Annotated in this window: 27 protein-coding genes and 1 riboswitch; of the genes, 4 read left to right on the plus strand and 23 right to left on the minus strand. The window is 43.8% G+C overall.

Features of this window, described 5'->3' with window-relative positions; translation table 11 throughout:
* From K5Q22_RS09185 to groES, 6 genes are all read right to left on the minus strand, one after another.
* Nucleotides 1-2004: G5 domain-containing protein (locus tag K5Q22_RS09185; RefSeq protein WP_221868619.1), on the minus strand; the 2004-nt coding region annotated here is incomplete at its 3' end.
* 406 nt (nucleotides 2005-2410) lie between these two features.
* Nucleotides 2411-4492: an elongation factor G gene (fusA, locus tag K5Q22_RS09190; RefSeq protein WP_105142578.1), complete on the minus strand. Its 2082-nt coding sequence runs from the start codon at nucleotides 4490-4492 to the stop codon at nucleotides 2411-2413.
* Nucleotides 4493-4804: 312 nt separating this feature from the next.
* Nucleotides 4805-5275 (minus strand): 30S ribosomal protein S7, encoded by a 471-nt coding sequence (gene rpsG, locus K5Q22_RS09195; protein ID WP_002940031.1) that lies wholly within the window; start codon nucleotides 5273-5275, stop codon nucleotides 4805-4807.
* A gap of 16 nt (nucleotides 5276-5291) precedes the next feature.
* Nucleotides 5292-5705, minus strand: coding sequence for a 30S ribosomal protein S12 (gene rpsL / locus K5Q22_RS09200; RefSeq protein ID WP_002940030.1), 414 nt, complete (start codon nucleotides 5703-5705; stop codon nucleotides 5292-5294).
* 230 nt (nucleotides 5706-5935) lie between these two features.
* Complete coding sequence (gene groL, locus K5Q22_RS09205; RefSeq protein WP_024393522.1) at nucleotides 5936-7558, minus strand: chaperonin GroEL; 1623 nt, start codon at nucleotides 7556-7558, stop codon at nucleotides 5936-5938.
* A 10-nt stretch (nucleotides 7559-7568) separates the two neighbouring features.
* Nucleotides 7569-7850, minus strand: a complete 282-nt coding sequence (groES, locus tag K5Q22_RS09210) for a co-chaperone GroES (protein ID WP_074391341.1) — start codon at nucleotides 7848-7850, stop codon at nucleotides 7569-7571.
* Nucleotides 7851-8047: 197 nt separating this feature from the next.
* Here groES and K5Q22_RS09215 point away from each other — a divergent pair, with 197 nt between their 5' ends.
* A complete protein-coding gene (locus K5Q22_RS09215) occupies nucleotides 8048-8206 on the plus strand; it encodes a hypothetical protein (RefSeq protein ID WP_169051031.1) in 159 nt (52 codons plus the stop codon).
* 514 nt (nucleotides 8207-8720) lie between these two features.
* On the opposite strand, the gene K5Q22_RS09220 is transcribed toward K5Q22_RS09215, so the two are convergent.
* Entirely contained in the window at nucleotides 8721-9116 is a 396-nt protein-coding gene (locus K5Q22_RS09220; protein WP_074391339.1) for a single-stranded DNA-binding protein, read from the minus strand.
* Between the two features lie 65 nt (nucleotides 9117-9181).
* On the opposite strand from K5Q22_RS09220, the gene K5Q22_RS09225 reads away from it, so the two are divergent.
* Complete coding sequence (locus K5Q22_RS09225; RefSeq protein WP_205014170.1) at nucleotides 9182-9961, plus strand: DUF2785 domain-containing protein; 780 nt, start codon at nucleotides 9182-9184, stop codon at nucleotides 9959-9961.
* 32 nt (nucleotides 9962-9993) lie between these two features.
* Here K5Q22_RS09225 and ytpR read toward each other — a convergent pair whose 3' ends face one another.
* Genes ytpR through K5Q22_RS09245 form a run of 4 tightly spaced genes read right to left on the minus strand, consistent with a single transcriptional unit; the run spans nucleotide 9994 to nucleotide 12237 of the window.
* Complete coding sequence (gene ytpR, locus K5Q22_RS09230) at nucleotides 9994-10617, minus strand: YtpR family tRNA-binding protein (protein WP_205014168.1); 624 nt, start codon at nucleotides 10615-10617, stop codon at nucleotides 9994-9996.
* An 18-nt stretch (nucleotides 10618-10635) separates the two neighbouring features.
* On the minus strand, nucleotides 10636-11592 hold the full coding sequence (locus K5Q22_RS09235; protein ID WP_205014166.1) for a DUF1002 domain-containing protein: 957 nt from the start codon (nucleotides 11590-11592) through the stop codon (nucleotides 10636-10638).
* Nucleotides 11593-11635: 43 nt separating this feature from the next.
* Nucleotides 11636-11956: a thioredoxin family protein gene (locus K5Q22_RS09240; protein ID WP_205014163.1), complete on the minus strand. Its 321-nt coding sequence runs from the start codon at nucleotides 11954-11956 to the stop codon at nucleotides 11636-11638.
* On the minus strand, nucleotides 11953-12237 hold the full coding sequence (locus tag K5Q22_RS09245) for a DUF4651 domain-containing protein (protein WP_015646299.1): 285 nt from the start codon (nucleotides 12235-12237) through the stop codon (nucleotides 11953-11955). Before K5Q22_RS09245 ends, K5Q22_RS09240 begins: the two co-directional genes overlap by 4 nt.
* Nucleotides 12238-12932: 695 nt before the next feature.
* Here K5Q22_RS09245 and pepA point away from each other — a divergent pair.
* Entirely contained in the window at nucleotides 12933-13994 is a 1062-nt protein-coding gene (gene pepA / locus K5Q22_RS09250) for a glutamyl aminopeptidase (protein ID WP_205014161.1), read from the plus strand.
* A 140-nt stretch (nucleotides 13995-14134) separates the two neighbouring features.
* Here pepA and K5Q22_RS09255 read toward each other — a convergent pair whose 3' ends face one another.
* The 11 genes from K5Q22_RS09255 to comGA form a co-directional block, all read right to left on the minus strand.
* Nucleotides 14135-15397 (minus strand): folylpolyglutamate synthase/dihydrofolate synthase family protein, encoded by a 1263-nt coding sequence (locus tag K5Q22_RS09255; protein ID WP_205014158.1) that lies wholly within the window; start codon nucleotides 15395-15397, stop codon nucleotides 14135-14137.
* 55 nt (nucleotides 15398-15452) lie between these two features.
* Nucleotides 15453-16004: a folate family ECF transporter S component gene (locus tag K5Q22_RS09260; RefSeq protein WP_074391332.1), complete on the minus strand. Its 552-nt coding sequence runs from the start codon at nucleotides 16002-16004 to the stop codon at nucleotides 15453-15455.
* A 45-nt stretch (nucleotides 16005-16049) separates the two neighbouring features.
* Nucleotides 16050-16195, minus strand: a riboswitch (THF riboswitch).
* 125 nt (nucleotides 16196-16320) lie between these two features.
* A complete protein-coding gene (locus tag K5Q22_RS09265; protein WP_029171182.1) occupies nucleotides 16321-17508 on the minus strand; it encodes an acetate kinase in 1188 nt (395 codons plus the stop codon).
* Between the two features lie 49 nt (nucleotides 17509-17557).
* Nucleotides 17558-18511: a class I SAM-dependent methyltransferase gene (locus K5Q22_RS09270; protein WP_114866115.1), complete on the minus strand. Its 954-nt coding sequence runs from the start codon at nucleotides 18509-18511 to the stop codon at nucleotides 17558-17560.
* Nucleotides 18512-18566: 55 nt separating this feature from the next.
* Nucleotides 18567-18977, minus strand: coding sequence for a competence type IV pilus minor pilin ComGG (gene comGG, locus K5Q22_RS09275; RefSeq protein WP_114866114.1), 411 nt, complete (start codon nucleotides 18975-18977; stop codon nucleotides 18567-18569).
* The gene (comGF, locus tag K5Q22_RS09280; protein ID WP_205014156.1) at nucleotides 18955-19389 is read right to left on the minus strand and encodes a competence type IV pilus minor pilin ComGF; all 435 of its coding nucleotides are present in this window, start codon (nucleotides 19387-19389) and stop codon (nucleotides 18955-18957) included. Before comGF ends, comGG begins: the two co-directional genes overlap by 23 nt.
* Nucleotides 19376-19669, minus strand: coding sequence for a competence type IV pilus minor pilin ComGE (gene comGE / locus K5Q22_RS09285; RefSeq protein ID WP_044752980.1), 294 nt, complete (start codon nucleotides 19667-19669; stop codon nucleotides 19376-19378). The genes comGF and comGE overlap by 14 nt, the downstream gene beginning before the upstream one ends.
* Nucleotides 19641-20048, minus strand: coding sequence for a competence type IV pilus minor pilin ComGD (gene comGD / locus K5Q22_RS09290; RefSeq protein ID WP_205014154.1), 408 nt, complete (start codon nucleotides 20046-20048; stop codon nucleotides 19641-19643). The genes comGE and comGD overlap by 29 nt, the downstream gene beginning before the upstream one ends.
* Complete coding sequence (gene comGC / locus K5Q22_RS09295; protein ID WP_024385124.1) at nucleotides 20029-20310, minus strand: competence type IV pilus major pilin ComGC; 282 nt, start codon at nucleotides 20308-20310, stop codon at nucleotides 20029-20031. The genes comGD and comGC overlap by 20 nt, the downstream gene beginning before the upstream one ends.
* Before the next feature lies 1 nt (nucleotide 20311).
* Nucleotides 20312-21349 carry a competence type IV pilus assembly protein ComGB gene (gene comGB / locus K5Q22_RS09300; RefSeq protein WP_260619274.1) on the minus strand — a complete coding sequence of 346 codons (1038 nt, stop codon included), beginning with the start codon at nucleotides 21347-21349 and terminating at the stop codon, nucleotides 20312-20314.
* Nucleotides 21261-22211, minus strand: coding sequence for a competence type IV pilus ATPase ComGA (gene comGA, locus K5Q22_RS09305; protein WP_205014151.1), 951 nt, complete (start codon nucleotides 22209-22211; stop codon nucleotides 21261-21263). Before comGA ends, comGB begins: the two co-directional genes overlap by 89 nt.
* A gap of 85 nt (nucleotides 22212-22296) precedes the next feature.
* Between comGA and K5Q22_RS09310 the strand changes: the two genes are divergently transcribed.
* A complete protein-coding gene (locus tag K5Q22_RS09310) occupies nucleotides 22297-23247 on the plus strand; it encodes a S66 peptidase family protein (RefSeq protein ID WP_205014149.1) in 951 nt (316 codons plus the stop codon).
* 27 nt (nucleotides 23248-23274) lie between these two features.
* Here K5Q22_RS09310 and K5Q22_RS09315 read toward each other — a convergent pair whose 3' ends face one another.
* Complete coding sequence (locus tag K5Q22_RS09315; RefSeq protein ID WP_024385120.1) at nucleotides 23275-23649, minus strand: DUF1033 family protein; 375 nt, start codon at nucleotides 23647-23649, stop codon at nucleotides 23275-23277.
* Between the last annotated feature and the right edge of the window lie 38 nt (nucleotides 23650-23687).

A 23687-nucleotide genomic window follows, 5' to 3' on the forward strand; every position in this document is an offset into this window, starting at 1 on the left:
GATTGTACGAACACCGGCCTTACCAGCTACGGATACGACTTCCTTACCTTCTTCAAGAGTAGGATCGTCTTCACGAACTGTCTCATAAGCAACAGCTTCTGTCTCCGTTACTTCTTCTGTTGTGATGCCTGGAACTTTCTTCGTACCAACCTTAATCACTTCGTTCACAGCTGGAGTTGTAACGCTATCGCTCTTAACAACACGACTTGTTTCTACTCCATCTGTCTTCGTTACGGTATAGACGATTGTACGAACACCGGCCTTACCAGCTACGGATACGACTTCCTTACCTTCTTCAAGAGTAGGATCGTCTTCACGAACTGTCTCATAAGCAACAGCTTCTGTCTCCGTTACTTCTTCTGTTGTGATGCCTGGAACTTTCTTCGTACCAACCTTAATCACTTCGTTCACAGCTGGAGTTGTAACGCTATCGCTCTTAACAACACGACTTGTTTCTACTCCATCTGTCTTCGTTACTGTGTAGACGATTGTACGAACACCAGCCTTACCAGCTACGGATACGACTTCCTTACCTTCTTCAAGGGTAGGATCGTTCTCACGAACTGTCTCATAAGGAACGGCTTTGGTCTCCGTTACTTCTTCTGTTGTGATGCCTGGAACTTTCTTCGTACCAACTTTAATCACTTCATTCACAGCTGGAGTTGTAACGCTGTCGCTCTTAACAACACGACTTGTTTCTACTCCATCTGTCTTCGTTACGGTATAGACGATTGTACGGACACCGGCCTTACCAGCTACGGATACGACTTCCTTACCTTCTTCAAGGGTAGGATCGTTCTCACGAACTGTCTCATAAGGAACGGCTTTGGTCTCCGTTACTTCTTCTGTTGTGATGACTGGTGCTTTCTTCGTACCAACCTTAATCACTTCATTCACAGCTGGAGTTGTAACGCTATCGCTCTTAACAACACGACTTGTTTCTACTCCATCTGTCTTCGTCACAGTATAGACGATTGTACGGACACCAGCCTTACCAGCTACGGATACAACTTCCTTACCTTCTTCAAGGGTAGGATCGTTCTCACGAACTGTCTCATAAGGAACGGCTTTGGTCTCCGTTACTTCTTCTGTTGTGATGACTGGTGCTTTCTTCGTACCAACCTTAATCACTTCATTCACAGCTGGAGTTGTAATGCTATCGCTCTTAACAACACGACTTGTTTCTACTCCATCTGTCTTCGTTACTGTATAGACAATTGTGCGAACACCGGCCTTACCAGCTACGGATACGACTTCCTTACCTTCTTCAAGGGTAGGATCGTTCTCACGAATTGTCTCATAAGGAACAGCTTTGGTCTCTGTCTCTTCTTCAAGAGTAATTACAGAAACAACTGTTTTCTTCGTACCAACCTTAATCACTTCATTTACAGCTGGAGTTGTAACGCTATCGCTCTTAACAACGCGACCTGTTTCTACTCCATCTGTCTTTGTCACAGTATAGACGATTGTACGAACACCTACTTGTCCCGGCGTCGCAACTTCTTCCTTACCTTCTTCAAGGTTCGGATCTTTTATCCGAATGGTTTCATACGGCTCTTCTTTCGTCTCTGTCACTTCTTCTGTTGTGATAACAGGAGATGGTGGCTGAACAGTTCCACTCAATTGAGCGCGGATTGCCTCAATACGAGCTTGGAGTTTTGCTCTTTCTGCGGAGTTTTTTACATTACTCACCGCAGCGATACTAGTAGCATACCCCCCCATAGCATCGGATTCTGTAAACAAATAGTCAGCAGTATCCTTATCGCCATCTGCAAGCGAAGCTTCTATTTCAGACAAATAGCCTGAAATCTTTTTAATTAAAGCAAGCTGCTCTGCATCTGGAAGTTCTTCATCTTCTCCTGGAGGAGTTTCCCCGGGTGGAAGATCGTTGGCATTGACTACCGTCGAACCGATCAACATTACATTGTTAAACCACGGCAACGGGTTCAACAAACTTGCAATGAGAGCAAGTCCAACGAGTCCTTGGAACCTTTTACTTCTCATAAAATTTCCCCTTTTCATAATATTTTAGGAATTTAAATATCCCAAATAATTATAGCGTTTATATAGAGAAAAATCAATAAAAAACAAAACTTAGGTGACTTTTATAAAGCCTATAGCTACACGTTTTCAATCTATTTTCATCTGTTTTTTGTCTGTTTTTTAACACATTTCTTTGAAACTTTAAATATTTATATATATGTATATTGATATACGTTTTTTTCTTGCAAAATAGATAGAATAAATACCCACATTCCTCTTAAATGATGTAGCTCTCCAGCAAAAATAAAAAGACAAAAATCCTGCATAAACACATCAAACATGATAGACAGAACAAGTTTTCTCTCTTGAAATTCCACACTGAATCTCAAACAAGCAAAAAGGCAGCAGAAGCTGCCTGGGTTAGCAATTATGCATTGCCACCGTTTTTCTTAATGATTTCATCTTGTACAGATTTTGGTACATCTTCGTAGTGGTCAAATACCATCATGAAGGTACCGCGACCTTGTGTTGCTGAACGGAGTACAGTTGCGTAACCGAACATTTCAGCAAGTGGCACATATGCACGAACGATTTGTGTGTTACCACGAGCTTCCATACCGTCAACGCGACCACGACGTGCAGTAACGTGACCCATAACGTCACCAAGGTTATCTTCTGGTGCAGTGATGGTTACAAGCATCATTGGCTCAAGGATAGTTGGTTGAGCTGTTTTCGCTGCTTCTTTAAGGGCAAGAGATGCTGCCACTTTGAAGGCTGTTTCAGATGAGTCGACATCGTGGTATGAACCATCGTAAAGCTTAGCTTTCACGTCAACGATTGGGTAACCAGCAAGAACACCGTTAGCCATAGATTCTACGAGACCTTTTTCAACCGCTGGGATGAATTCACGTGGAACCACACCACCGACGATAGCATTCTCGAACTCGAAACCTTTACCTTCTTCGTTTGGTGTGAATTCAATCCAAACATCACCGAATTGACCTTTACCACCAGACTGGCGTTTGAAGAAACCACGAGCTTGTGTAGAAGCGCGGAATGTTTCACGGTATGATACTTGAGGAGCACCTACGTTTGCTTCAACCTTGAATTCACGACGCATACGGTCAACAAGGACATCCAAGTGCAACTCACCCATACCAGAGATAACTGTTTCACCAGTTTCAACGTTTGTTTCAACGCGGAATGTTGGATCTTCTTCAGCCAATTTAGAAAGGGCAATACCCATCTTGTCTTGGTCAGCTTTAGACTTAGGCTCAACCATCAATTGGATAACTGGTTCTGGAACGTGGATTGACTCAAGGATGATTTTTGCTTTTTCATCTGTCAATGAGTCACCAGTTGTAGTATCTTTCAAACCAACCGCAGCGGCGATGTCACCTGCATAAACAGTTTCAATTTCTTGACGGCTGTTTGCATGCATTTGAAGAATACGTCCGATACGCTCACGTTTACCTTTAGAAGTGTTCAATACATATGAACCGCTGTTAAGGACACCTGAATATACACGGAAGAATGTCAAACGACCTACGAATGGGTCAGTCATGATCTTGAAGGCAAGAGCTGCAAATGGCTCTTCGTCTGATGCATGACGCTCTTCTTCAGCATCTGTATCTGGGTTAACACCTTTAATAGCAGGGATGTCAAGCGGGCTTGGAAGGTAGTCGATAACCGCATCAAGCATCAACTGAACACCTTTGTTTTTGAAGGCTGAACCACACAATACTGGGAAGAATTCAACGTTGATAGTTGCTTTACGGATAGCAGCTTTCAATTCTTCGTTTGTGATTTCTTCACCTTCAAGGTATTTCATCATCAATTCTTCATCAGTTTCAGCAACTGCTTCAACCAATTTTTCACGGTATTCTTCAGCTTGCTCAAGGTATTCAGCTGGAATATCTTCTTCAAGAATATCTGTACCAAGGTCGTTAGTATAGATTTCAGCTTTCATCTTGATCAAGTCGATGATACCACGGAACTCATCTTCAGAACCGATTGGCAATTGGATTGGATGAGCATTTGCTTGAAGACGCTCATGAAGTGTGCTTACTGAGTAAAGGAAGTCAGCACCGATTTTATCCATTTTGTTAGCGAATACGATACGTGGAACACCGTATTCAGTTGCTTGACGCCATACTGTTTCAGTTTGTGGCTCAACACCTGATTGTGAGTCAAGAACGGTTACCGCACCATCAAGAACGCGAAGTGAACGTTGTACTTCGATTGTGAAGTCCACGTGTCCTGGTGTGTCGATGATGTTTACACGGTGGTTATTCCATTGAGCTGTTGTCGCAGCAGATGTGATAGTGATACCACGCTCTTGCTCTTGCTCCATCCAGTCCATTTGTGATGCACCTTCGTGAGTTTCACCGATTTTGTGGATTTTACCAGTGTAGTAAAGAATACGCTCAGTTGTCGTTGTTTTACCCGCGTCAACGTGCGCCATGATACCGATATTACGAGTTTTTTCTAATGAAAATTCGCGTGCCATGAGGTTTGTTCTCCTATATTTTTAGTTTTCTATTCTGATTATACCATATTTTAAGAAAAGCGAGTGGGCAAATCCCACCCGCTTGATTTCTTACTAATGGTGTGAAGTGGTTGAGGCAAGCCTCAATCCGATTTTTGATGGTTGAACGAAGTTCGTTCAACTAATTGAGTTCAACTGACAGTTTATGTTAAACGCAGAACTGAACTCGAACGGCCTGCTGGCAACGAAAAAAGATAAATCTCATTGAATGCAAAAGCATTCTGCTTCGATTTCCTATTTTTCGTCGGCAGGCACGTTCTCTGTATCTTAATCTTACCAGCGGAAGTGTGCGAATGCGCGGTTTGCTTCTGCCATTTTGTGAGTATCTTCACGTTTCTTAACAGCTGCACCTGTGTTGTTTGCTGCATCCATGATTTCTTTCGCAAGGCGATCAATCATAGTGTGCTCACCACGGTTACGAGCGATTGTTACCAACCAACGAAGACCAAGTGTTGTACGACGCTCTGGACGAACTTCAACTGGGACTTGGTAGTTAGAACCACCGACACGACGTGCACGTACTTCAAGTACAGGCATGATGTTTTCCATTGCTGTTTCAAATACTTCAAGTGCATCGTTACCAGTTGCTTCTTTGATTTGATCAAAAGCACCGTAAACGATTGATGCAGCAGTACCACGTTTACCGTCCAACATAACACGGTTAATCAAACGAGTTACCAATTTTGAGTTATACAATGGATCTGGCAATACTTCGCGCTTAGGCGCTTGATTTTTACGACTCATTTATATTTCCCCTTTCTTAGCCTTTTGGACGTTTAGTACCGTATTTAGAACGGCCTTGCTTACGATCGTTAACACCTGCAGTATCAAGTGCACCACGAACGATATGGTAACGTACCCCTGGAAGGTCTTTTACACGTCCACCACGAAGAAGAACAACGCTGTGCTCTTGCAAGTTGTGACCGATACCTGGGATGTAAGCAGTAACCTCGATAAGGTTGCTCAAACGTACACGAGCAAATTTACGAAGGGCTGAGTTAGGTTTTTTAGGTGTCATTGTTCCGACACGAGTTGCAACACCGCGTTTTTGTGGTGATGAAACATTTGTTTGAACTTTTTTACGGCTGTTGTAACCAACGTTCAAAGCTGGTGATTTAGATTTTTCTACTTTAGACTTACGTGGTTTACGTACCAACTGGTTAATTGTAGGCATCTACATTCTCCTGTATATATTTTTTATTTTTGGTGATAGGGCATTGGTGACAACCCCTATCTGTGTGTACTTTTGCAACATTTGTCAGCACGTCCCTGTACACTCTTGAGAGACCAAAAGTAAAAAGTACCGTCTAATATAGTACCACATCCCAAGCCCATTGTCAAATAGATATGTTTGAAATTTTCAAGAAAAAACACAGCCAATCAGCTGTGTCATTTTGCTATTTCTTAGTAGCCCATACCCATTCCATCCATACCTTGTGGCATAGCTGGAGCGGCTGGTTCTGGTTTGTTGGCAACGACTGCTTCAGTTGTCAAAATCAAGCTGGCTACGGAAGCCGCATTTTGAAGAGCTGAACGTGTTACTTTAACAGGGTCAATGATACCTGCATCCATCATGTTGACCCATTCGCCTGTCGCTGCGTTAAAGCCAGTGCCAAGTTCTGAATTCTTCAGTTTATCAATGATAACCGAACCTTCATAACCTGCGTTATAGGCAATCTGACGCACAGGCTCTTCCAAGGCACGAAGGACAATATTGCGTCCTGTTTCATCGTCGCCTTTCAACTCCAATTTCGCTACGCTATCAATAACATTGACAAGGGCTGTACCACCACCGGCAACGATTCCTTCTTCAACTGCGGCACGTGTTGCGTTGAGGGCATCTTCGATACGGAGTTTCATTTCTTTCAACTCAGTCTCCGTAGCGGCACCGACTTTGATAACTGCAACACCGCCTGATAATTTGGCCAGACGCTCTTGCAATTTTTCACGGTCAAATTCTGAAGTTGTTCCCTCAATTTGTGACTTGATAACAGCGACACGGTTGGCAATGGCTTCTGGATTTCCAGCACCTTCAACAATGGTTGTACCATCTTTGTCGACCACAACTTTGGCAGCCTGACCAAGTGCTTCAATGGTCGCATCTTTCAAGTCCAAACCAAGGTCTTCTGTAATCACTGTACCGCCAGTCAAGATAGCGATGTCTTCCAGCATAGCTTTACGACGGTCACCAAATCCTGGCGCCTTAACAGCAACAACGTTAAATGTACCACGAATCTTGTTGAGAACAAGGGTAGGAAGCGCTTCGCCATCCACATCGTCAGCAATAATCAACAATGGACGATTGGTTTGGAGAATGCTTTCCAAAAGTGGCAAAATATCCTGGATGTGAGAAATTTTCTTATCGGTAATCAAGATGAATGGATTTTCAAGTTCAGCCACCATCTTTTCATTATCTGTCACCATGTATTGTGACAGATAACCACGGTCGAATTGCATACCTTCAACCACATCCAATTCTGTTTCCATACCGCGAGATTCTTCAATGGTGATAACGCCGTCTGTTCCCACGCGCTCCATAGCTTCTGAAATGTATTCACCAACTTTTTCAGAACGGGAAGATACCGCTGCTACCTGAGCAATTTCAGCTTTATTCGATACAGGACTTGCTTGTGCTTTCAAAGCTTCAACTGCAGTTGCAACTGCTGCTTCAATCCCACGACGGATACCGATTGGGTTGGCACCTGCAGTTACGTTTTTCAAGCCTTCGCGAACAATCGCTTGTGTCAAAACAGTGGCAGTTGTTGTACCGTCACCAGCAATGTCATTGGTTTTTGAAGCCACTTCGGATACCAACTTAGCACCCATATTTTCAAAATGGTCTTCCAACTCGATTTCTTTAGCAATGGTTACACCGTCGTTTGTAATGAGTGGTGAACCGTAAGCTTTTTCCAAGACAACATTGCGACCTTTAGGACCCAAGGTTACTTTGACCGTATCAGCCAAAATATCGACACCACGGACCATGCTCTCTCGTGCATCTGCTGCAAATTTAATTTCTTTTGCCATTTTCCTACCTCTATTCTACAATTGCCAAAATGTCTGCTTCACGGATGATGTGAACGGTTTGGTCTCCGTCTTTAACTTCCAATCCTGCATGAGCATCAATCAAAACAGTATCTCCAACTGCCACTGCTGGGGCAACCAAGTCACCATTCAAGGTACGAATCCCTTGTCCGATCGCTAGGACACTTGCTTCTTTTGTCTTTTCTTGACTTGTACCTGCTAGGACAAATCCACCAACTGTTTGTTCTTTTTCTTCAATTTTTACGACGATACGATCGCCCAATGGTTTCAACATGGTATTACCTCCTGGTCTTTTTAGCACTCTTTACCTCCGAGTGCTAATTCACATTTCCTATTGTATCACTTGGTCAAAAATAGTCAAGAAAATTCTATTCCTTTTTCGTGAAAATCCTTCTTAAGTATGAGATAGAATTTACCTATTCATTATTGGTAAACTATGCTATACTATTTTTAAGAAGTTAGGGGGTATTCATGAAATTTTTTAGAGATTTAAAAACAGATTACCTTGAAAGCCGATTTTCAGCCTACGAAAGTTTTGCAGAATGGTTTTTAAAACGTAAATTAGGCTTTTGGGGGAGTGGGAAAGAACTCGACTGGTCAAAAAGAGTTCCCCTCACTTCCAAACAGTAGGTTCGGGCTAAAATAGTCCACTGGACTATTTTACTCCCACGCCCGCACAGCTCAAAAGGTTCAGTGAACCTTTTGAGGTTGGAAATGAAGCGAACTCTGTTCGCAACAGTCGTAAGGTCAGATTTGGAGTGGGAAACACGAATTGCTGAGATTTGCTTCGCAAATCTTATCTCCAACCTTTAACAGTCCACTGGACTGTTAAACCCAATCAACCACTGCGCTGAGATGTTGACACGAACTCTGAGAAGCGAGACTGGACTTTTTGCCCCGTCGCCTATCTACTCTGGCTAGTCTGGATATTTTTCTTTAGCCACCCTCACTACATCATCTTTTTCTTTTATGGCGTTATTTTGTTATCACTGATTGTTATGCTAGTAGAATGGTGGAAATATAGAAAATGAACAGCAAAAAACGCCAACTTTCGTCAGCGTTTTTAAGGAGATATGAAAAATATTTAGGATTGACTATAGTATAGCCTACTTTTCAACATTCTCCATCGGTCTTGGGACCGATATTAAAACGGTAATTCCTCCTCTTCCAGAACCAAGTCAGCTAGGTCATCGCCAGTATTATTTTCTCGCATGGCACGTTGGGCGCGGCTTTCGAGCAACTGGAAGGTATTGCCCAAGATTTCCGTCACATAGTGGTTGCTGCCGTCTTTTTCGTATTTTCGCGTCCGCAATTCACCATCAATAGAAATTAAACTTCCTTTACTACCATAAGAGACAAGTGTTTCCGCCAGTTTTCCCCAGAAAATAACATTGAGAAAATCCGCTTCACGTTCGCCATTTTCTGTTTTGAAACGGCGATTCACAGCAATTGTAACACGAGTCAGATTTTTGCCATTTGGCGTTTGAGTCAGTTCCGGTTGGGCCGTCAAGCGACCGATTGCAATGATTTTATTATACATTTTTTATCCTCCTACTTATTTATTCGTAGGAAAGATGATAAAATGATGAAAAAGGAGAAAAATAGATGAAAAATATCCTTACCGCAAAGCTCCAATCTACCCAATCTTATACCAATCAGGAGCTCAGCTGGTTGTTGGAAAACATCGGTCATCCTGATCCTGCTATACGCGATGAATTGGTTTATGCTAGTTTTTGCCACATCTTTCTAGATGGTTTGATTACAAGAGAACAAGCACAGTCGCTACTACAATTCTCTCAAGAAACCAATCCCCTTTCCCTAGAAAGCTCCACACTAAAACGAAGTTTTACTTGCTTGCTTTACTGTCTTCTGCTGTCTATTGACAATGACCAAGATTCTGAGTACTCTGCATTTTTAAGCACTGACGACCGCGAACTGCTTTTCCAACAGGCCTTGGATTATTTGACGATTGAAGATGACTGGTCTGGCTACGATGAAAAACTCGGCTGGATCCATACCGCTGCCCACGGAGCAGATTTTCTTCTGGCTGCAAGCTGTCATGAGCAATTTCCCAATGATAAAACCGAAGAAGTCTGGCAGGCTATTGTCACTTGTCTAAAGAAACAAAAGCAAGTTTTCTCCGCTGGTGAAGAAATCCGCCTGGCACAGATTCCTGTCTACCTTTTGCTGAATGAGAAAGTAACTAGCCAGGAGCTGGCAGAATGGATTAACAAACTAGACTTTCCCAACCAAGAACCTCTGGACTACTTCCGGTGGCTTAATCTCCAACATTTCCTATCCAGTCTCTACTTCCAACTCAATTCACATCAGGTTTTGACAGAGGAACTCCGACAGGCTATTGAAGGAAAAATTGAAACAGCATAAAAGAATTGGCCATCTGACCAATTCTTCTTTTTCTATCCCTTCCAGTGTTTTACTGGATCAAAGGCTTCTCCGACCACTGCGGAGTCGTCCAATTCGATAATACCACGGACTTGTGGTGCGTTTGGCAGAGCCAATTCACGTGGGCTACACATCATACCAAAGCTATCCTCACCACGCAATTTCCCTGGGAAAATTAGGCTACCGCTCGGCATCATTGCCCCCGGAAGAGCTACAATGGTTTTCAAACCTTGGGCAGCATTTGGCGCACCAGCTACGATTTGCACTGTTTTGTCACCAACATTGACCTGACAGATATTGAGGTGGTCGCTGTCTGGATGAGGAACCAATTCCACAATCTGACCGACTACGAACTTTGGAGCATTGTCGTTGACCAAGCTTTCAGAAAAGCCTTCTTTTGCTAATGCTGCATTCAAGGTCGCAACTTGCTCGTCTGTTAGGAAAACTTGACCATTTCCAGCAAGCTCAACCAAACTTGATGCTTCAAAAATATTCCAAGCCACTGTTTTTCCTGTTTCTTCTAGGAAAACACGCGCCACTTGACCCTTACGTTCAAACTGGACAGCCTGACCCTTGTCCTCAGCAACAATCACCATCAGAACATCGCCAACGTGTTCCTTATTATATGTAAAAATCATTTCTTTTTCATTTCTCCTTTATGCAAATAGACCGGTCAAGCCTTTCCAAAGATTTTCAAAGAAGGCACCGATTTTTTCTAAAATCCCTGAATCTTGTAGATTCTTATAGGCTTCTGAAATTTGTTGCTCCGCCTGTTGCTTGAACTGGTTGAGCTGGGCAGCAACCTCAGCCGAATCAATGGCAGAGGTTTCCTGATAGGCTTTGGCAAAGGTAACCAATTTTGAAACCTCATCTGCTGTGATGACATTTTCCAAACCGTTATTGGCCAAGACATCGTTAATAATAGTATTGATGTCTGATTCGGAAGCTACCTGACCGTTGGACTGTTTGTAGTCGGCAAGAGCAGTCTTGATTTCCGCTACCGCCTTATCCAAAGCCGAACTATCAAAATTGGCGTCACCTGTATGGGCTGTTGCCACTTCATTGACTGTCTCTAGCTCCTGCTGAGCTACTTCGGTTCGGGCTGTATCAACTGTTTCACCATTGGCCGCGAGAGCCTTGTAAACACCTGTCAAAGCAGACTCCCCCGTTACCTGAATCGGAGAAGCTACATCAATCAAGACATCCGTCGCACCAGCTGTAATAGCCGCATTGGCATACTGCGTTTCGGTAATCAAGGTGATGTTCTGTGGCGTCTTAATATCCACCACAACCCCTTTCCCAGCATCCTGCTTTTGCACCAAGACAGATGAATAGAGGGAGGCTGTGTCCGCTCCAGATGTACCTAAATATTGGTCCATATCCGTACCAACAACTACCTGACGACTGACATTATTAACATCTGAAATACCAAATAGATTGTTAACCTCTGTCGCCTGCGCATCTGACAAACCGCCACCATAGACCAGTGTTGGCTTGCCCCATTTTTCATTGATAACATCTGTCTGAATTTCCGCTTGTGCCAGCGGGGCCAAACTTAAACTCAATCCCAGCACCACAGGTGCTAGAAGGATTTTTCCTAATGATTTCTTCATGTTCTTTCCTTTCTTTTGGACATAGCAGAGCTTCTCTGCTAATCTATCTACCCAGTCCAGATAAGAAGTTCATGATTTCTTCCTTGGTCTTGCGATTCTTATCAACAAAACGACCGATTTCCTGACCATTTTCCAAAACAACCAGACTTGGAATGCCTAAAATAGCCCATTCCTGCGCCAAAGACATAAAGTCATCTCGATCCAGTTGCACAAAACGGAAATCTGGAAAAGCCTCTTCGATAGCTGGCAAATGCGGTTTGATATAGTGGCAATCTCCACACCAAGTCGTCACAAATAGAAAAACAGTTGGCTTGCCATCTTCAATCAAGGCAGCTACTTCTTCAAGATTTGTTGGAAAAATCATTTTTCTTCCTCCCTGTATTGAATAGAACCTTGGGTATTTTCAAATAGAAATACCTGTCCCGCCTCCATCACAACCCCTCCGATAAGAGTTGTCTGCGTAGAAGCTGTTTCATCCACATAGACCGTGGCAATCTCTCCTAAATCAGCGAAAAAGTCACGCACCTCCTGCAAGGCCTGTGCTTTTTTACGGTCTTCTTGGATTTTACGGTAAAATTGAGCACTAGCGGTGAGCACACCTGCCCCCAATAAGCCTGCTAGCAAGGCTGTCTTTTTCTTTTTCATGTTGACTATTTTATCATATTTCCTCGGAATTTTCCCCAAAAATGCCATTGGACTTGTGACAGCTGAGACAAACTCGCACCACTTGACAAAAGACTTAAAAATAGATAGAATGGTCTTACAGTGAGAAGTTCGATAATACATCGGCAATCAAAAAGCCCCCAACGTTCCCAGCGTTGAGGGTTTTCTTTTGGAGCGAGACAGAACTCTAATTTAGTAAAATGAGTTCGTTGTCTCGCCCACGCACAGTTGATTAGGTCAGATTTGGAGTGTGAAACACGAACAAATCTACCAATCAACCACTGCGCTGAGATGTTGACACAAACTCTAAGTCATAAATCCCTCTCTATTGTCACGATTGTTGAGCCATCTTTCAAACAAAACTGTTAGAAAACTGACGAACAAAGGTACAAGAAAAACTGTGATATAGTCTTTTAGTTTACTTTTAGTACGAGGCAATGAGCCGCAGACATAACTGAAGTTAGGCAAGGCGAATTAACGAAGTAATAAAAGAAAAACTAAATGACGATAAATGCTTCCCACACTTAACAATCACTCCCCTCTCTATTTTGAGGGGCATTTCTATCCTAGCAAATTTCAATCACTCTCGTCAATACTATCCATATTTTGCCGTATTTTCAAGACAAGTCTAGTTCTTCGTGATAGAATAGTAGTAATCATGTCATGGAGGAAGAAGTATGACTCTTTTTGAAAAAATTAAAGAAGTTACAGAATTGCAAAGCTTACCGGGATTTGAAGGACAGGTTCGCAACCACATCCGCCAGAAAATCACACCGCATGTGGACCGCATTGAAACAGATGGACTAGGTGGAATTTTTGGCATCAAGGATACGGCTGTTGAAAATGCTCCTCGTATCCTAGTGGCTGCACATATGGATGAAGTCGGCTTTATGATTAGCCAAATCAAGCCAGACGGTACTTTCCGTGTTGTCGAGCTAGGGGGTTGGAACCCTCTGGTCGTATCCAGTCAAGCCTTCACGCTTCAACTACAGGACGGTCGGACCATTCCTGCCATTTCAGGTTCAGTGCCTCCCCATCTTTCTCGTGGGGCTAACGCTTCTGGCATGCCTGCCATTGCGGATATTATTTTCGATGCTGGTTTTGCCAATTATGACGAAGCTTGGGCGTTCGGCGTTCGTCCGGGGGATGTCTTAGTTCCCAAAAACGAAACCATTCTAACAGCCAACGGAAAAAATGTCATTTCTAAGGCTTGGGACAACCGCTTCGGTGTTCTTATGGTGACCGAACTACTGGAAAGCCTATCGGGTCAATCTTTGCCAAATCAGTTGATTGCTGGGGCAAATGTGCAAGAAGAGGTTGGCCTACGTGGAGCCCATGCTTCTACAACTAAGTTCAATCCAGATATTTTCCTTGCTGTTGATTGCTCGCCTGCAGGCGATATTTATGGCGACCAAGGAAAAATTGGTGACGGAACGCTACTTCGTTTCTACGACCCAGGTCATATCATGTTAAAAAACATGAAAGACTTCCTCTTGACGACTGCTGAAGAGGCTGGGGTGAAATTCCAATACTACTGCGGTAAAGGTGGAACAGATGCTGGTGCAGCTCACTTGAAAAATCAAGGTGTTCCATCAACGACAATCGGTGTCTGCGCTCGCTACATCCATTCACACCAAACCCTCTACAGCATGGATGACTTCTTAGAGGCCCAAACCTTCTTGCAAGCTATCGTTAAAAAGCTAGATCGCTCAACGGTTGATTTGATAAAAAACTATTAAAACAAAAGACTTTGCTAGGTAGAATGCCCGGCAAAGCCTTTTTTCTATATAGTCGAATGAATTAGCTTTCAGACAAGGAACTGAGGTGCAGATAGTACTAGAGTACGGCAAACCGAAAGTGACGATGTATCAAAGCTAATTCAAATGACTATAAACTCTTCTAAAATGTATTTCCTCACATAGGTAATGAAATAAAGTGAACCTGTAATCAGGTAAAGTTTTTTGGGATTGTCCAAGTCTGCCTGCTCCAACCACTCCTGATAGGTCTGAACTCGTTCATAGCCTGACGGATAATCTTTTAACTGCACTGCACGGAAATCGTCAAAGGTTGTCACGCTAACAGGTCCAAATTGGCTAAGCTGGGACAACATCTGGTCCACAGGCTTGGTATTGATGGCCGCAAAGAGGATTTCAATATCTCTGTCCGCATATTTTTCCTCTAGGAGCTGTGTCAGGACGGCGATGCTTTCATTATTGTGGGCTCCGTCAATCATGAGCCTTGGTTGTATCAATTCTAAGCGGCCCGGCCAGATGGCTTGGGACAAGCCCTGGCTGATGGTTTCATTGGTAATCTTTGGAAAATGAGGTCTGATGAGCTGAGCTGTGGTCACTGCCAAGGCTGCATTTACCTCCTGGTGATGACCCTGCATAAGCAGTGTTAAATCCTCAACTCGGCCGAAGGGGCTTGAAACCGCAAAGCCTGCTCTGCTATTTTCCAAAATAATTTCCCGCCCTACCGCATAGGTCAGACTCTGAAGCTGACGGGCCTGCTCCTCAAATACTGCCAGCACGTCTGGCTGGTCGGTCGCATAAAGGAAGGGAACCCGCTCACGCAAGACAGCAACCTTGTGACGGGCTATAGCAGCGTGGGTCTCTCCCAAAAAAGCCTGATGGTCCAAGCCGATAGAAGGACAAACTACCGCTAGAGGATTAAGGACATTGGTCGCATCATGCAAACCGCCCATGCCCGCCTCCACCAAGAGAATGTCGGGACGCTGGTAGTGAGCAAAGTAGATAAACATAGCCACTACTACAATCTCAAACTCCGAGATGGCACCCAGTCCAGCTGTCTGGTCCAAGTCCTCAATCAAGGGCTGCAAGTCTGTCACAATCCTCGCAAAATCGTCCTCCGAAATCATCTCCTGCTCAAAGACAATCTGCTCTCGAAAATCAATGATAGACGGTGACGTAAAGCGGCCGACGGTGTAATCCGAAAACCGTAAGATAGACTGTAAGGCATTCAAGGTCGAACCCTTGCCATTTGTTCCAACAAAGTGAATAGTCGGCACTTGAAGCTGGGGATTGTCCAAGCGTTCCAAGAGCCAGTTGACACGTGCAACACCGTTTTCTAAATCTGATGCAGGGCGATTCGATAGCCACTGACGAGTTTCTTGATAATCCATGATTCCCTCTCTACAAAAGCAGCAACAGGGGGATGACCTGTTGCTCGATACTGTTTTATTTAATACCCATTAACTTGGCCAATTCAGGTATTTTTTGTAAACTTGGCAAGACAAGCATGGTCACGACAATGCGTAACGGAATTTCAAAAATAGCCTTAATCAAACGACTGCTATACAAGGCAATCCAAGGAGTTCCAAAATGGAAATGGAGGGCAATCGGTGTCATGATAAAGGAAATCACAACCTGAATCAAGACAACTACACCAGCCACATAGAGCCAATCAGCTTTGTTTTTAATATTCAGCGGCTTCTGATAAAAGAACCAGCCGTAGATAAAAGCCGATACCGCCTCAATCAAAATCCAAGTGAAGAGAACAGTTTGCCCGCTAAACAAGACAAAGACTGGGTCTGAAATAGCCGCAAAGACAGCCGCCCAAACCGGACCAGCAATAGCTCCCAAAATAGTATTGGGAATGAAGGTAAACTGGACCTGCAAGGTCTCTGAAATCCGAATGGAGAAATAGTTCTCCACAACCATAACCAAGGCAAGGGTCATCGCAATAGCAGTCAACAACTGCACCGTTAGTTTTGGAATCTTCTTTTCCATAAAAAATGCTCCTTTTTCAAAAAAATGGAGCTGTCGTGTGTATTCGACAGCGGATGCAATGATTTACCGCGCTACTCTTAGCCAGACCCCAATGTTCCTACTCTAGGAGACATCAGATACAAGCAAAGATCAGCTTCGTTATGTGGCAACATCCCATCCACATACACTTGACGCAAACCATCTACTCTGTGCAAATTTCTTTGCCAGTCTATTGTATCACACACTATATATTTTGACCACTTGCTAAAAACTATACCTTTCTAAAGATATAAACTATAAGAGAAACAGGCAGTCTCCGACTGCCTGTTAGTTTTTCTTATTTCAAACGTTCAACTTCACGCGCAATAACCAACTCTTCATCCGTCGGGATAACCAAGACACGAACTTTTGATTCTGGCGTTGAAATATCACCATAGTTACCAAATACATTTTTTGCAGGATCCAACTCAATACCAAACCAAGACAAGCCTGCTATTACATCATTGCGCATAAGCGGTGCATTTTCACCCATACCTGCCGTGAAGACAATAGCATCCGCACCATTCAGAACCGCAAAGTATTGACCAATGAATTTCTTGATACGGTCGATAAAAATGTTATAAGCCAAAACAGCATCTGGGTTCTTAGCTTCCAAACCTGATTCAATGTCACGCATATCGCTTGAATAACCCGATACACCAAGCAAACCTGATTGTTTATTCAGCATGTTAACAACATCCGCAGCATCCTTCAACTCATCAACATTTGCAATCAAGTAAGGAATAATCGCTGGATCAATATCTCCCGAACGAGTACCCATCATTGGACCAGCTAGAGGAGTGAAGCCCATAGAAGTGTCAACTGATTGACCGTGGTAGTTGGCAGTAATAGATACACCATTTCCGATGTGAGCCGTAATCAATTTTAATTCCTCAAGCGGACGTCCCAATACTTTTGCTGCCTCATGCGCTACATAATAGTGGCTAGTTCCGTGAGCTCCGTACTTACGAACCTTGTGGTCGGTATAGTACTTTTGTGGAATCGGATAAAGATAGGCATGCTTTGGCATCGTAGTGTGAAAGGCTGTATCAAAAACAGCTACATTCAAAACTTCTGGTAGTACTTCCTCAAATGCACGCATTGCTGCTACGTGAGCAGGGTTATGAAGCGGTGCCAAAGCACTTAGTTCTTCAATTTGCTCAACCTCTTTTGGTCCAATAACAGCTGATTCTTTGAAAATCTCTCCACCTGCAACAACACGGTGTCCGATACCAGTAATTTCCTCGTAAGCAGCGATGATGTTGTGTTTAAGCAAGTCTTCTAGGAGAATCTTAACCGCAACCGTATGATTAGGAATATCTAAAACTTCACTTTCTTTCTTCCCATCATACTTAACTGTTGAGATGGAATCATTCAAACCGATGCGCTCAATAATCCCTGCTGCTAGTACTGTTTCTTCTGGCATTTGATAAAGTTGCCATTTTAGACTTGAACTACCTGCATTAATTGCAATTGTTTTTGACATATCTTACCTCTTTTAAAGCGTTTTCCTAACTAGTATAACAGATTTTCACTTAAATTGCATTCTCTTGCTTCCAATTTTTGAAATTGAGCATGAACTTCTGAATAGCTTCTGGTTCTTGAAGACTTTGTAAGGGATAAACAAACGGCGCCAACGGTCTTGCAGCTTTCTTTTGCAAGACAAAAATAGACTTGGCCATAGCAGCCTTCCCAAAGAGATTTGGTGGCAGGGCAATCATGGCAACAATATTGGCTTGCTCCTGTAACCAGCCTTTCAGTAAATCGCTTTGCGGACTAGTCAACAAATCATTTGGAGCCAAGAGAATAGCGAATCCATCCTTTTCCAGATATTTGAGGGATTGTTCCATGAGTAAATGATGGGCGTAGGTATGTTCATTTGGACTGGCAACCTGATAACGACTGGCAATCTGGTCATCTGGATAGTAGCCGATAGGCAAATCTCCCAAAATTACTTGACTTTCCTTCAAAATCTGCGGACGTACCGCATCTCCCTGAGCAAAAGAAATATCTGCCTGCATGACATCCGCAATACTTGCCGACAAATCAATCAAGAGGTCGTCCACTTCAATCCCCAAATAATCTAATTCTTTCTGGCTGGCGTTGAGAATAGTCTGAGCTAGATTGCCTGTCCCCGAACCAATTTCCAGAACCGTCACCTTGGAAGTAGCTACTAGTTGGTCCACTAGAAAAGATAGGATAAATCCGATAGAGTCTGGTGTGAACTGGTGATTATACTGCATGGGTTCAGTCTGATTGGCCTTGATGAGTAGGAACTGGAAGGCACGACGCCATTCTTCCTTGGTTAAATCTAGTTGTTTCAAGGTCTTGTTATTATTGACAACAAGATCTGTCTCATGCTGACCAGCTACGTAAGCAGCATTTTGCTCAATCATGGCATCATAGATATTGGTGCCTAGCTGGTTTTGGATAGTCTGTACGTTTTCTAATAGCAGGTCGTAAGCCTGTTCGATCTTTTCAAAATTCATACTCTTATCTTATCAAAAATTCACAGACTTTGCACCAAAAAGAGAGCGAGTCAACTCACCCTCCTTCTGAGGATAGCCCCAAAGGAAATTGATAGGTATACAGACCATCACTTGTTAACTCAACTGCAACCAATAGTTGGTCACCTTTAAGTTGATAACGAGCCTGTCCCTCTCGAAAGGAGACCCTTCCTCCATCCTCCTTCTGCTTAGAACCTGTGGTTAAATTTGCTTCCTTTTTATTCACCGCCGCTCCCGCAACTATTTTTTCTACTTGCAAGTCCTGCTCGACCTTGTCCAAGACCATCTGAGCCATGATATAAGCAGTCGTTTCTTGCCTTGCCACCTGTACCAAGCGACTCTCAGCCTCTTGGCGGTGGAGATAAAACTGAAGCAAAAGACTAAAAACTGCCAGCATCAAAAGGGCATAGAGCAGGATGCCCGCCTTAACTTTTTTCTTTAAAAGCATAGATAAAGGTCCGCTCCTCCCCGTTTTTAAAGCTAAAGTCGATGCGCACCAGCTGGTTTTCTTGGGAAATGGCTGCGCTATCCACCTGATAGAGCATGGGCTGGTAGCCCTGTCCCCTGTCATTTGTTTTCCGAAAATCATCCGACCGTGACTTACCAAAGGCCAAAGCCTGCCCTCCCTTATCAACATAGACCTTGCCATTTTCAACCTTGACCAAGTCAGCCTGGTCCCACTCCGACCGCAATTGACTAGAGAAGATCAACCATTCCTTTTGAACGGTCTGACCTTGATAATGCGCTTCTTGGACCAGCAGTTTTGACAAGCCTTCAAAGACCAGAAGACTACCTGAAAGAATGACTAAGGCTACCAAGCATTCCAAGAGAGTAAAAGCAGGAATTTTACTTTTTAACAACTGATAGAACCTCCTTTCCCTCGTGGAAAACAATGATCTTATCCGCTGTTCGTTGAACCTGAACTGTAACACCGTTTAAGGCTAGGTTATCTTGCTCGGTTTGAACAGCCATCTGTGCTAGATTGAGAATCTCCTGTTGTTCCAATTCCCAAGCCTGTCGCCTACGACCTGCATCCACCGCTGATAAAATCAGGCTGCAAATAGTCACTAGGGTCGCAAGGGCAACCAGACTTTCTAGCAAAATATAAGCCTTATTCTTCTGTTTTCTTATAGCGACCACTCCCTATATATAATTGATACGTGACTGTCTTTCGACTAAGCCGAAAACGAATCTTGGCCAGAGAAGAATTTCCACCATTTTCTTCAAATGTGATGGTCTTCCCTTCCAATACTTCTACATTTCTGGGTACCTGTACAGCCTGATAACCATTGGTCACTTCCTGTCCGCCAATAGCAAGGTTCACTGTTTGATGGGAACTGGCTGCCAATTTCTGACTGTCTTTATAGATGGCCTCAAATTCCCAGAGAAAAATCTCTTCCTGAACAGACCGAAAGGCCGTTTGCACCGTTCCTGACAGGCTGATTGCCAGAAAGCTGATGACAAATAAGGTCAGCAGGCTTTCAAACAGGGTAAAAGCCTTATTTTTTCGCCGTAGCATACTGCTCCGCTTGTTTTGGTGTAATATAACCAGCCTTTTGCAAGTCCTCCACCGTTGCTTCCTTATCATATTCCAATTCATAGAGCTCCATTTGACTCTCTACTACCTTAACAACTGCCGCATCCCCCTTCTTCTGAATAGCATCCTTCTGCTGGCTCAAATTTGGCACAAAAAGGAGCAAGAGCAGGCTAATGATCCCCAAAACGACTAACATCTCCACCAGAGTGAACCCTTTTACCTTCATTTCAATTAATTTTTTCATTTTACAACTCCATATTTTGATAAATCGGCAGCAACATGGCTGCGTAGATGAGAACGACCATTAAGGCCACAAAGAGAAAGACCAGCGGTTGAATCAGCTGCATGGCTCTATTGACCCGAGAGAAAAAGTCCTCCCAACATTCGGCTGCATAGACTGTCAACTCGCTTCCCAACTTGGACTTGACCTGACCATACTCGACAATCAAACTCAGCTCTCGCTTAAAAAAGGCATAGGTCTTAATGTGTTCGTGCAAGCTCTGACCATTGGAAAGCGACTGCTCCAGATCCTGCCCAATCTCCCGAAAGAGCTGCGATTGCTGCTCCTGCATCAAACCCACAATCTGCGGCAGGTCCAAGCCTTGCCCAATCAAACTCCCCCACTCCCTGGCGTAATAGGCCGTCTGATAGGTTTGGATGAGTTTTCCGAAAAATGGCAGAGTTGCTAAGCAGGAAAAGACCCTGATTTTGTTGGTTTTGCGAAACCAAACAAGACCAGCTAAGACCGCCACCAAACTAAGTCCACAGAGGGATAAAAAGATGGTCGGTAGATGATTGATCAGCACGGTCGCTGCATTGCCTTCCTCCAACTGGGGCAGAAGATAATTTTTCAAACCCAGCATAATCAAGAGCAGAAAACCTAGTAAGATAATTGGGTAGGTCGCCACCTCAATCAGCTTTTTACGAACCTTGCTGACATTTTCCAGATAGGACTGGATATGGCTCAAACTGAGGCTGGTATTGCCATGAACTTCTGCCAGAGCCACCTGTGTGACCACCGCATCTGAAAACCGCAAATCCGCCAGCAAACTTGAAAAGGGTTTGCCTGCTAACAGCCCGTCTGACAAGACCTGGGTATAGGGATCTGCCAGAAGCTGACTGCGTTTGAGGAAATCAACAATCTCCCCCAAATGAAAACCACTAGCAAAAAGATTATTGAAAAGCTCAATGACCTTACGCTGGCGAACCAAGGGCAATTTTTTCTGTTTCTGCCTGCCGAAGACTGATATGTCCTGCTGCAAAAAGGCGATCAATTTGCGCATTCCACCGGTCTGCGGAATGGTTTTGGTAATTTCCCTTTGCAAAATCTACTACACCTCCTCCCCCAATCAAACGTTGATAAGCAATACCTTGAAGGGCATTGTTTAACTCCTCAGGACTGACACCTAGTTCTAACATACGGGTATAGACACCTGAAATAGACCTTGCATGAACTGTTGAGAAAACGGTAGCTCCCGTCAGGCTGGCTCGAATGACTGCTCGAGCGGTTTCTGCATCCCGAATCTCACCAATGATGAGCAAGTCTGGTCGATGGCGGAGGGACAGTTTGATCAGATTGTCGTAGGTGGCTCCGATGGCTTCATTGAGCTGGAGTTGCAGCATGTCCTCCTGTTTGATTTCGACAGGATCCTCGATGGTCAAAATCTGCTTGTCTGGGAATTTCAGCCTGGCAAGATGGTACATAAGTGTGGTCTTACCAGAGCCGACTGGACCCGAAAAAAGGTAGAGCCCTCGTCCCTTGATTTCTTCTGCAAGCCGCTCGGCCGCCTCAAACCAGAACTTGAGTTCCTTGTCATTGTCATAGAGCAGGCGGATAACCAGACTTTCCTTGCCACGATAATCACCGACAGTTGATAAGCGAAGTGAAATCTCTCCGCTACCATAATCATAGTCACAGGAACCCTGCTGGCTACGGCGTTTTTCACCAACATTTAAACCTGCTAAAAACTTGAAATGGCTGATAATGGCTGTTACTTCCTCCTCAGCCAAGTCTTGCACAAACTCTCGCTCGTCCATGATACGATGGTAGACTTGATAGCCCTGACCACGAGGAACCAGATAGATGTCACTGACCCTATCTGCCACCGCCTCTTCAATCATCTTTCTTGCTTTTTCTTGAATCATACAACCTCCTCACACTATCAATTCGTAAGGAAACTTGATTTTCCATACTTTTTTGTTAAAATAATAAAAAAGCTTGGAGGTTCTTATGAAAAGATTAAAAAAAGGCGACCACATACGCGTAGTCAGTCCCTCTTCATCTATTGAAAGAATCGGTGGTTTTAAAGCCAATCTTGCTGCCAAGGAAAAACTGGAAGAACTGGGCTTCAAACTCACTTTCTCAGAACATTATTTTGAAAACGATATTTTTGATTCGGCTCCGATTGCCAGTCGTGTTGCGGACTTGGAAGTAGCCTTTGCGGATGAGTCGGTCGATGCCATTCTGACAACCATTGGCGGTGTCAACTGCAACGAACTGCTACCTTATCTGGATTTTGACCTAATCGCCCGCCATCCGAAAATTTTCTGCGGTTATTCGGATACGACCGCCCTGCTCAATGCCATCTACGCCAAGACAGGCATGCAAACCTACATGGGTCCAGCTTATTCAAGCTTCAAAATGGATTTGGGGCAACAGTATCAAACAGAAGCCTGGCTCAAGGCTGTGACACAAGACTCCTATGATTTGACGCCTAGTCCTGAATGGTCTAGCGACGCCTGGTACCTACCAGACGCCCCTCGCACCTTTTACCCAACAGAATGGAAAGTATATAATCCAGGCCAGGCCTCTGGTATTGCCATCGGCGGAAACATCTCAACCCTCAATCTACTGACTGGGACAGAGTTTGCACCCAGACCAGACAAATATATTCTATTTTTAGAAGAGGCGGAAGACGACGATTATCTCATTATCGCTCGTCATTTGACAGCTCTTCTACAAGCCTATCCAAATCCCCAAGCCCTTGTCTTCGGTCGTTTTCCTAAGGAGACCAAGATGACCCAGGAGATTTTGTTGGCGATTTTGGACAAGCACCCTATTCTCAAAAAAGTTCCTGTTCTCTACGATTTGGACTTTGCCCATACCCAGCCTCTGTTTACCATTACCATCGGTGGTCAAGTGGAGCTCGACACCGAAGCCTTTTCTATCAGATTCAGCTAAAAAGGATTGCTCACTAGGGCAATCCTTTTATGAATCATAGTTGACACATTTTCCTTGTCTTAGCTTGCAAGGGCGAACTCGCGGTTGTTGCACCGGTTTAGTAGCAAACCCCGCAGGTAAATTTTCTCTCGCTTCTACCAACATCAGCGAATGATACCGCTGCAAATATTCATCGCATTCCTCACACCAATGCTGGTCTGATTCATCCCAAAAAGCCACCATCGTTCCATTCTTACTTTTCTTCATTGGAAAATCCTCTGATAGCCGTACCCACTCTTTTTGAAAGGCATTCAGTGCATCCTCATAGCGATCAAAAGCAGCCCTACTGGTAACATCCTCTTCCCAACCATCTAAGAACCACCAGGGTTCAAAATCTCCATACATTTTAATAACTTGATACATAATATTACTTCCTTTTTCGTACACATTATATCGAAATT

The sequence above is a fragment of the Streptococcus sp. 2018162 genome (assembly GCF_019754175.1).
Lineage (GTDB): Bacteria > Bacillota > Bacilli > Lactobacillales > Streptococcaceae > Streptococcus > Streptococcus hashimotonensis.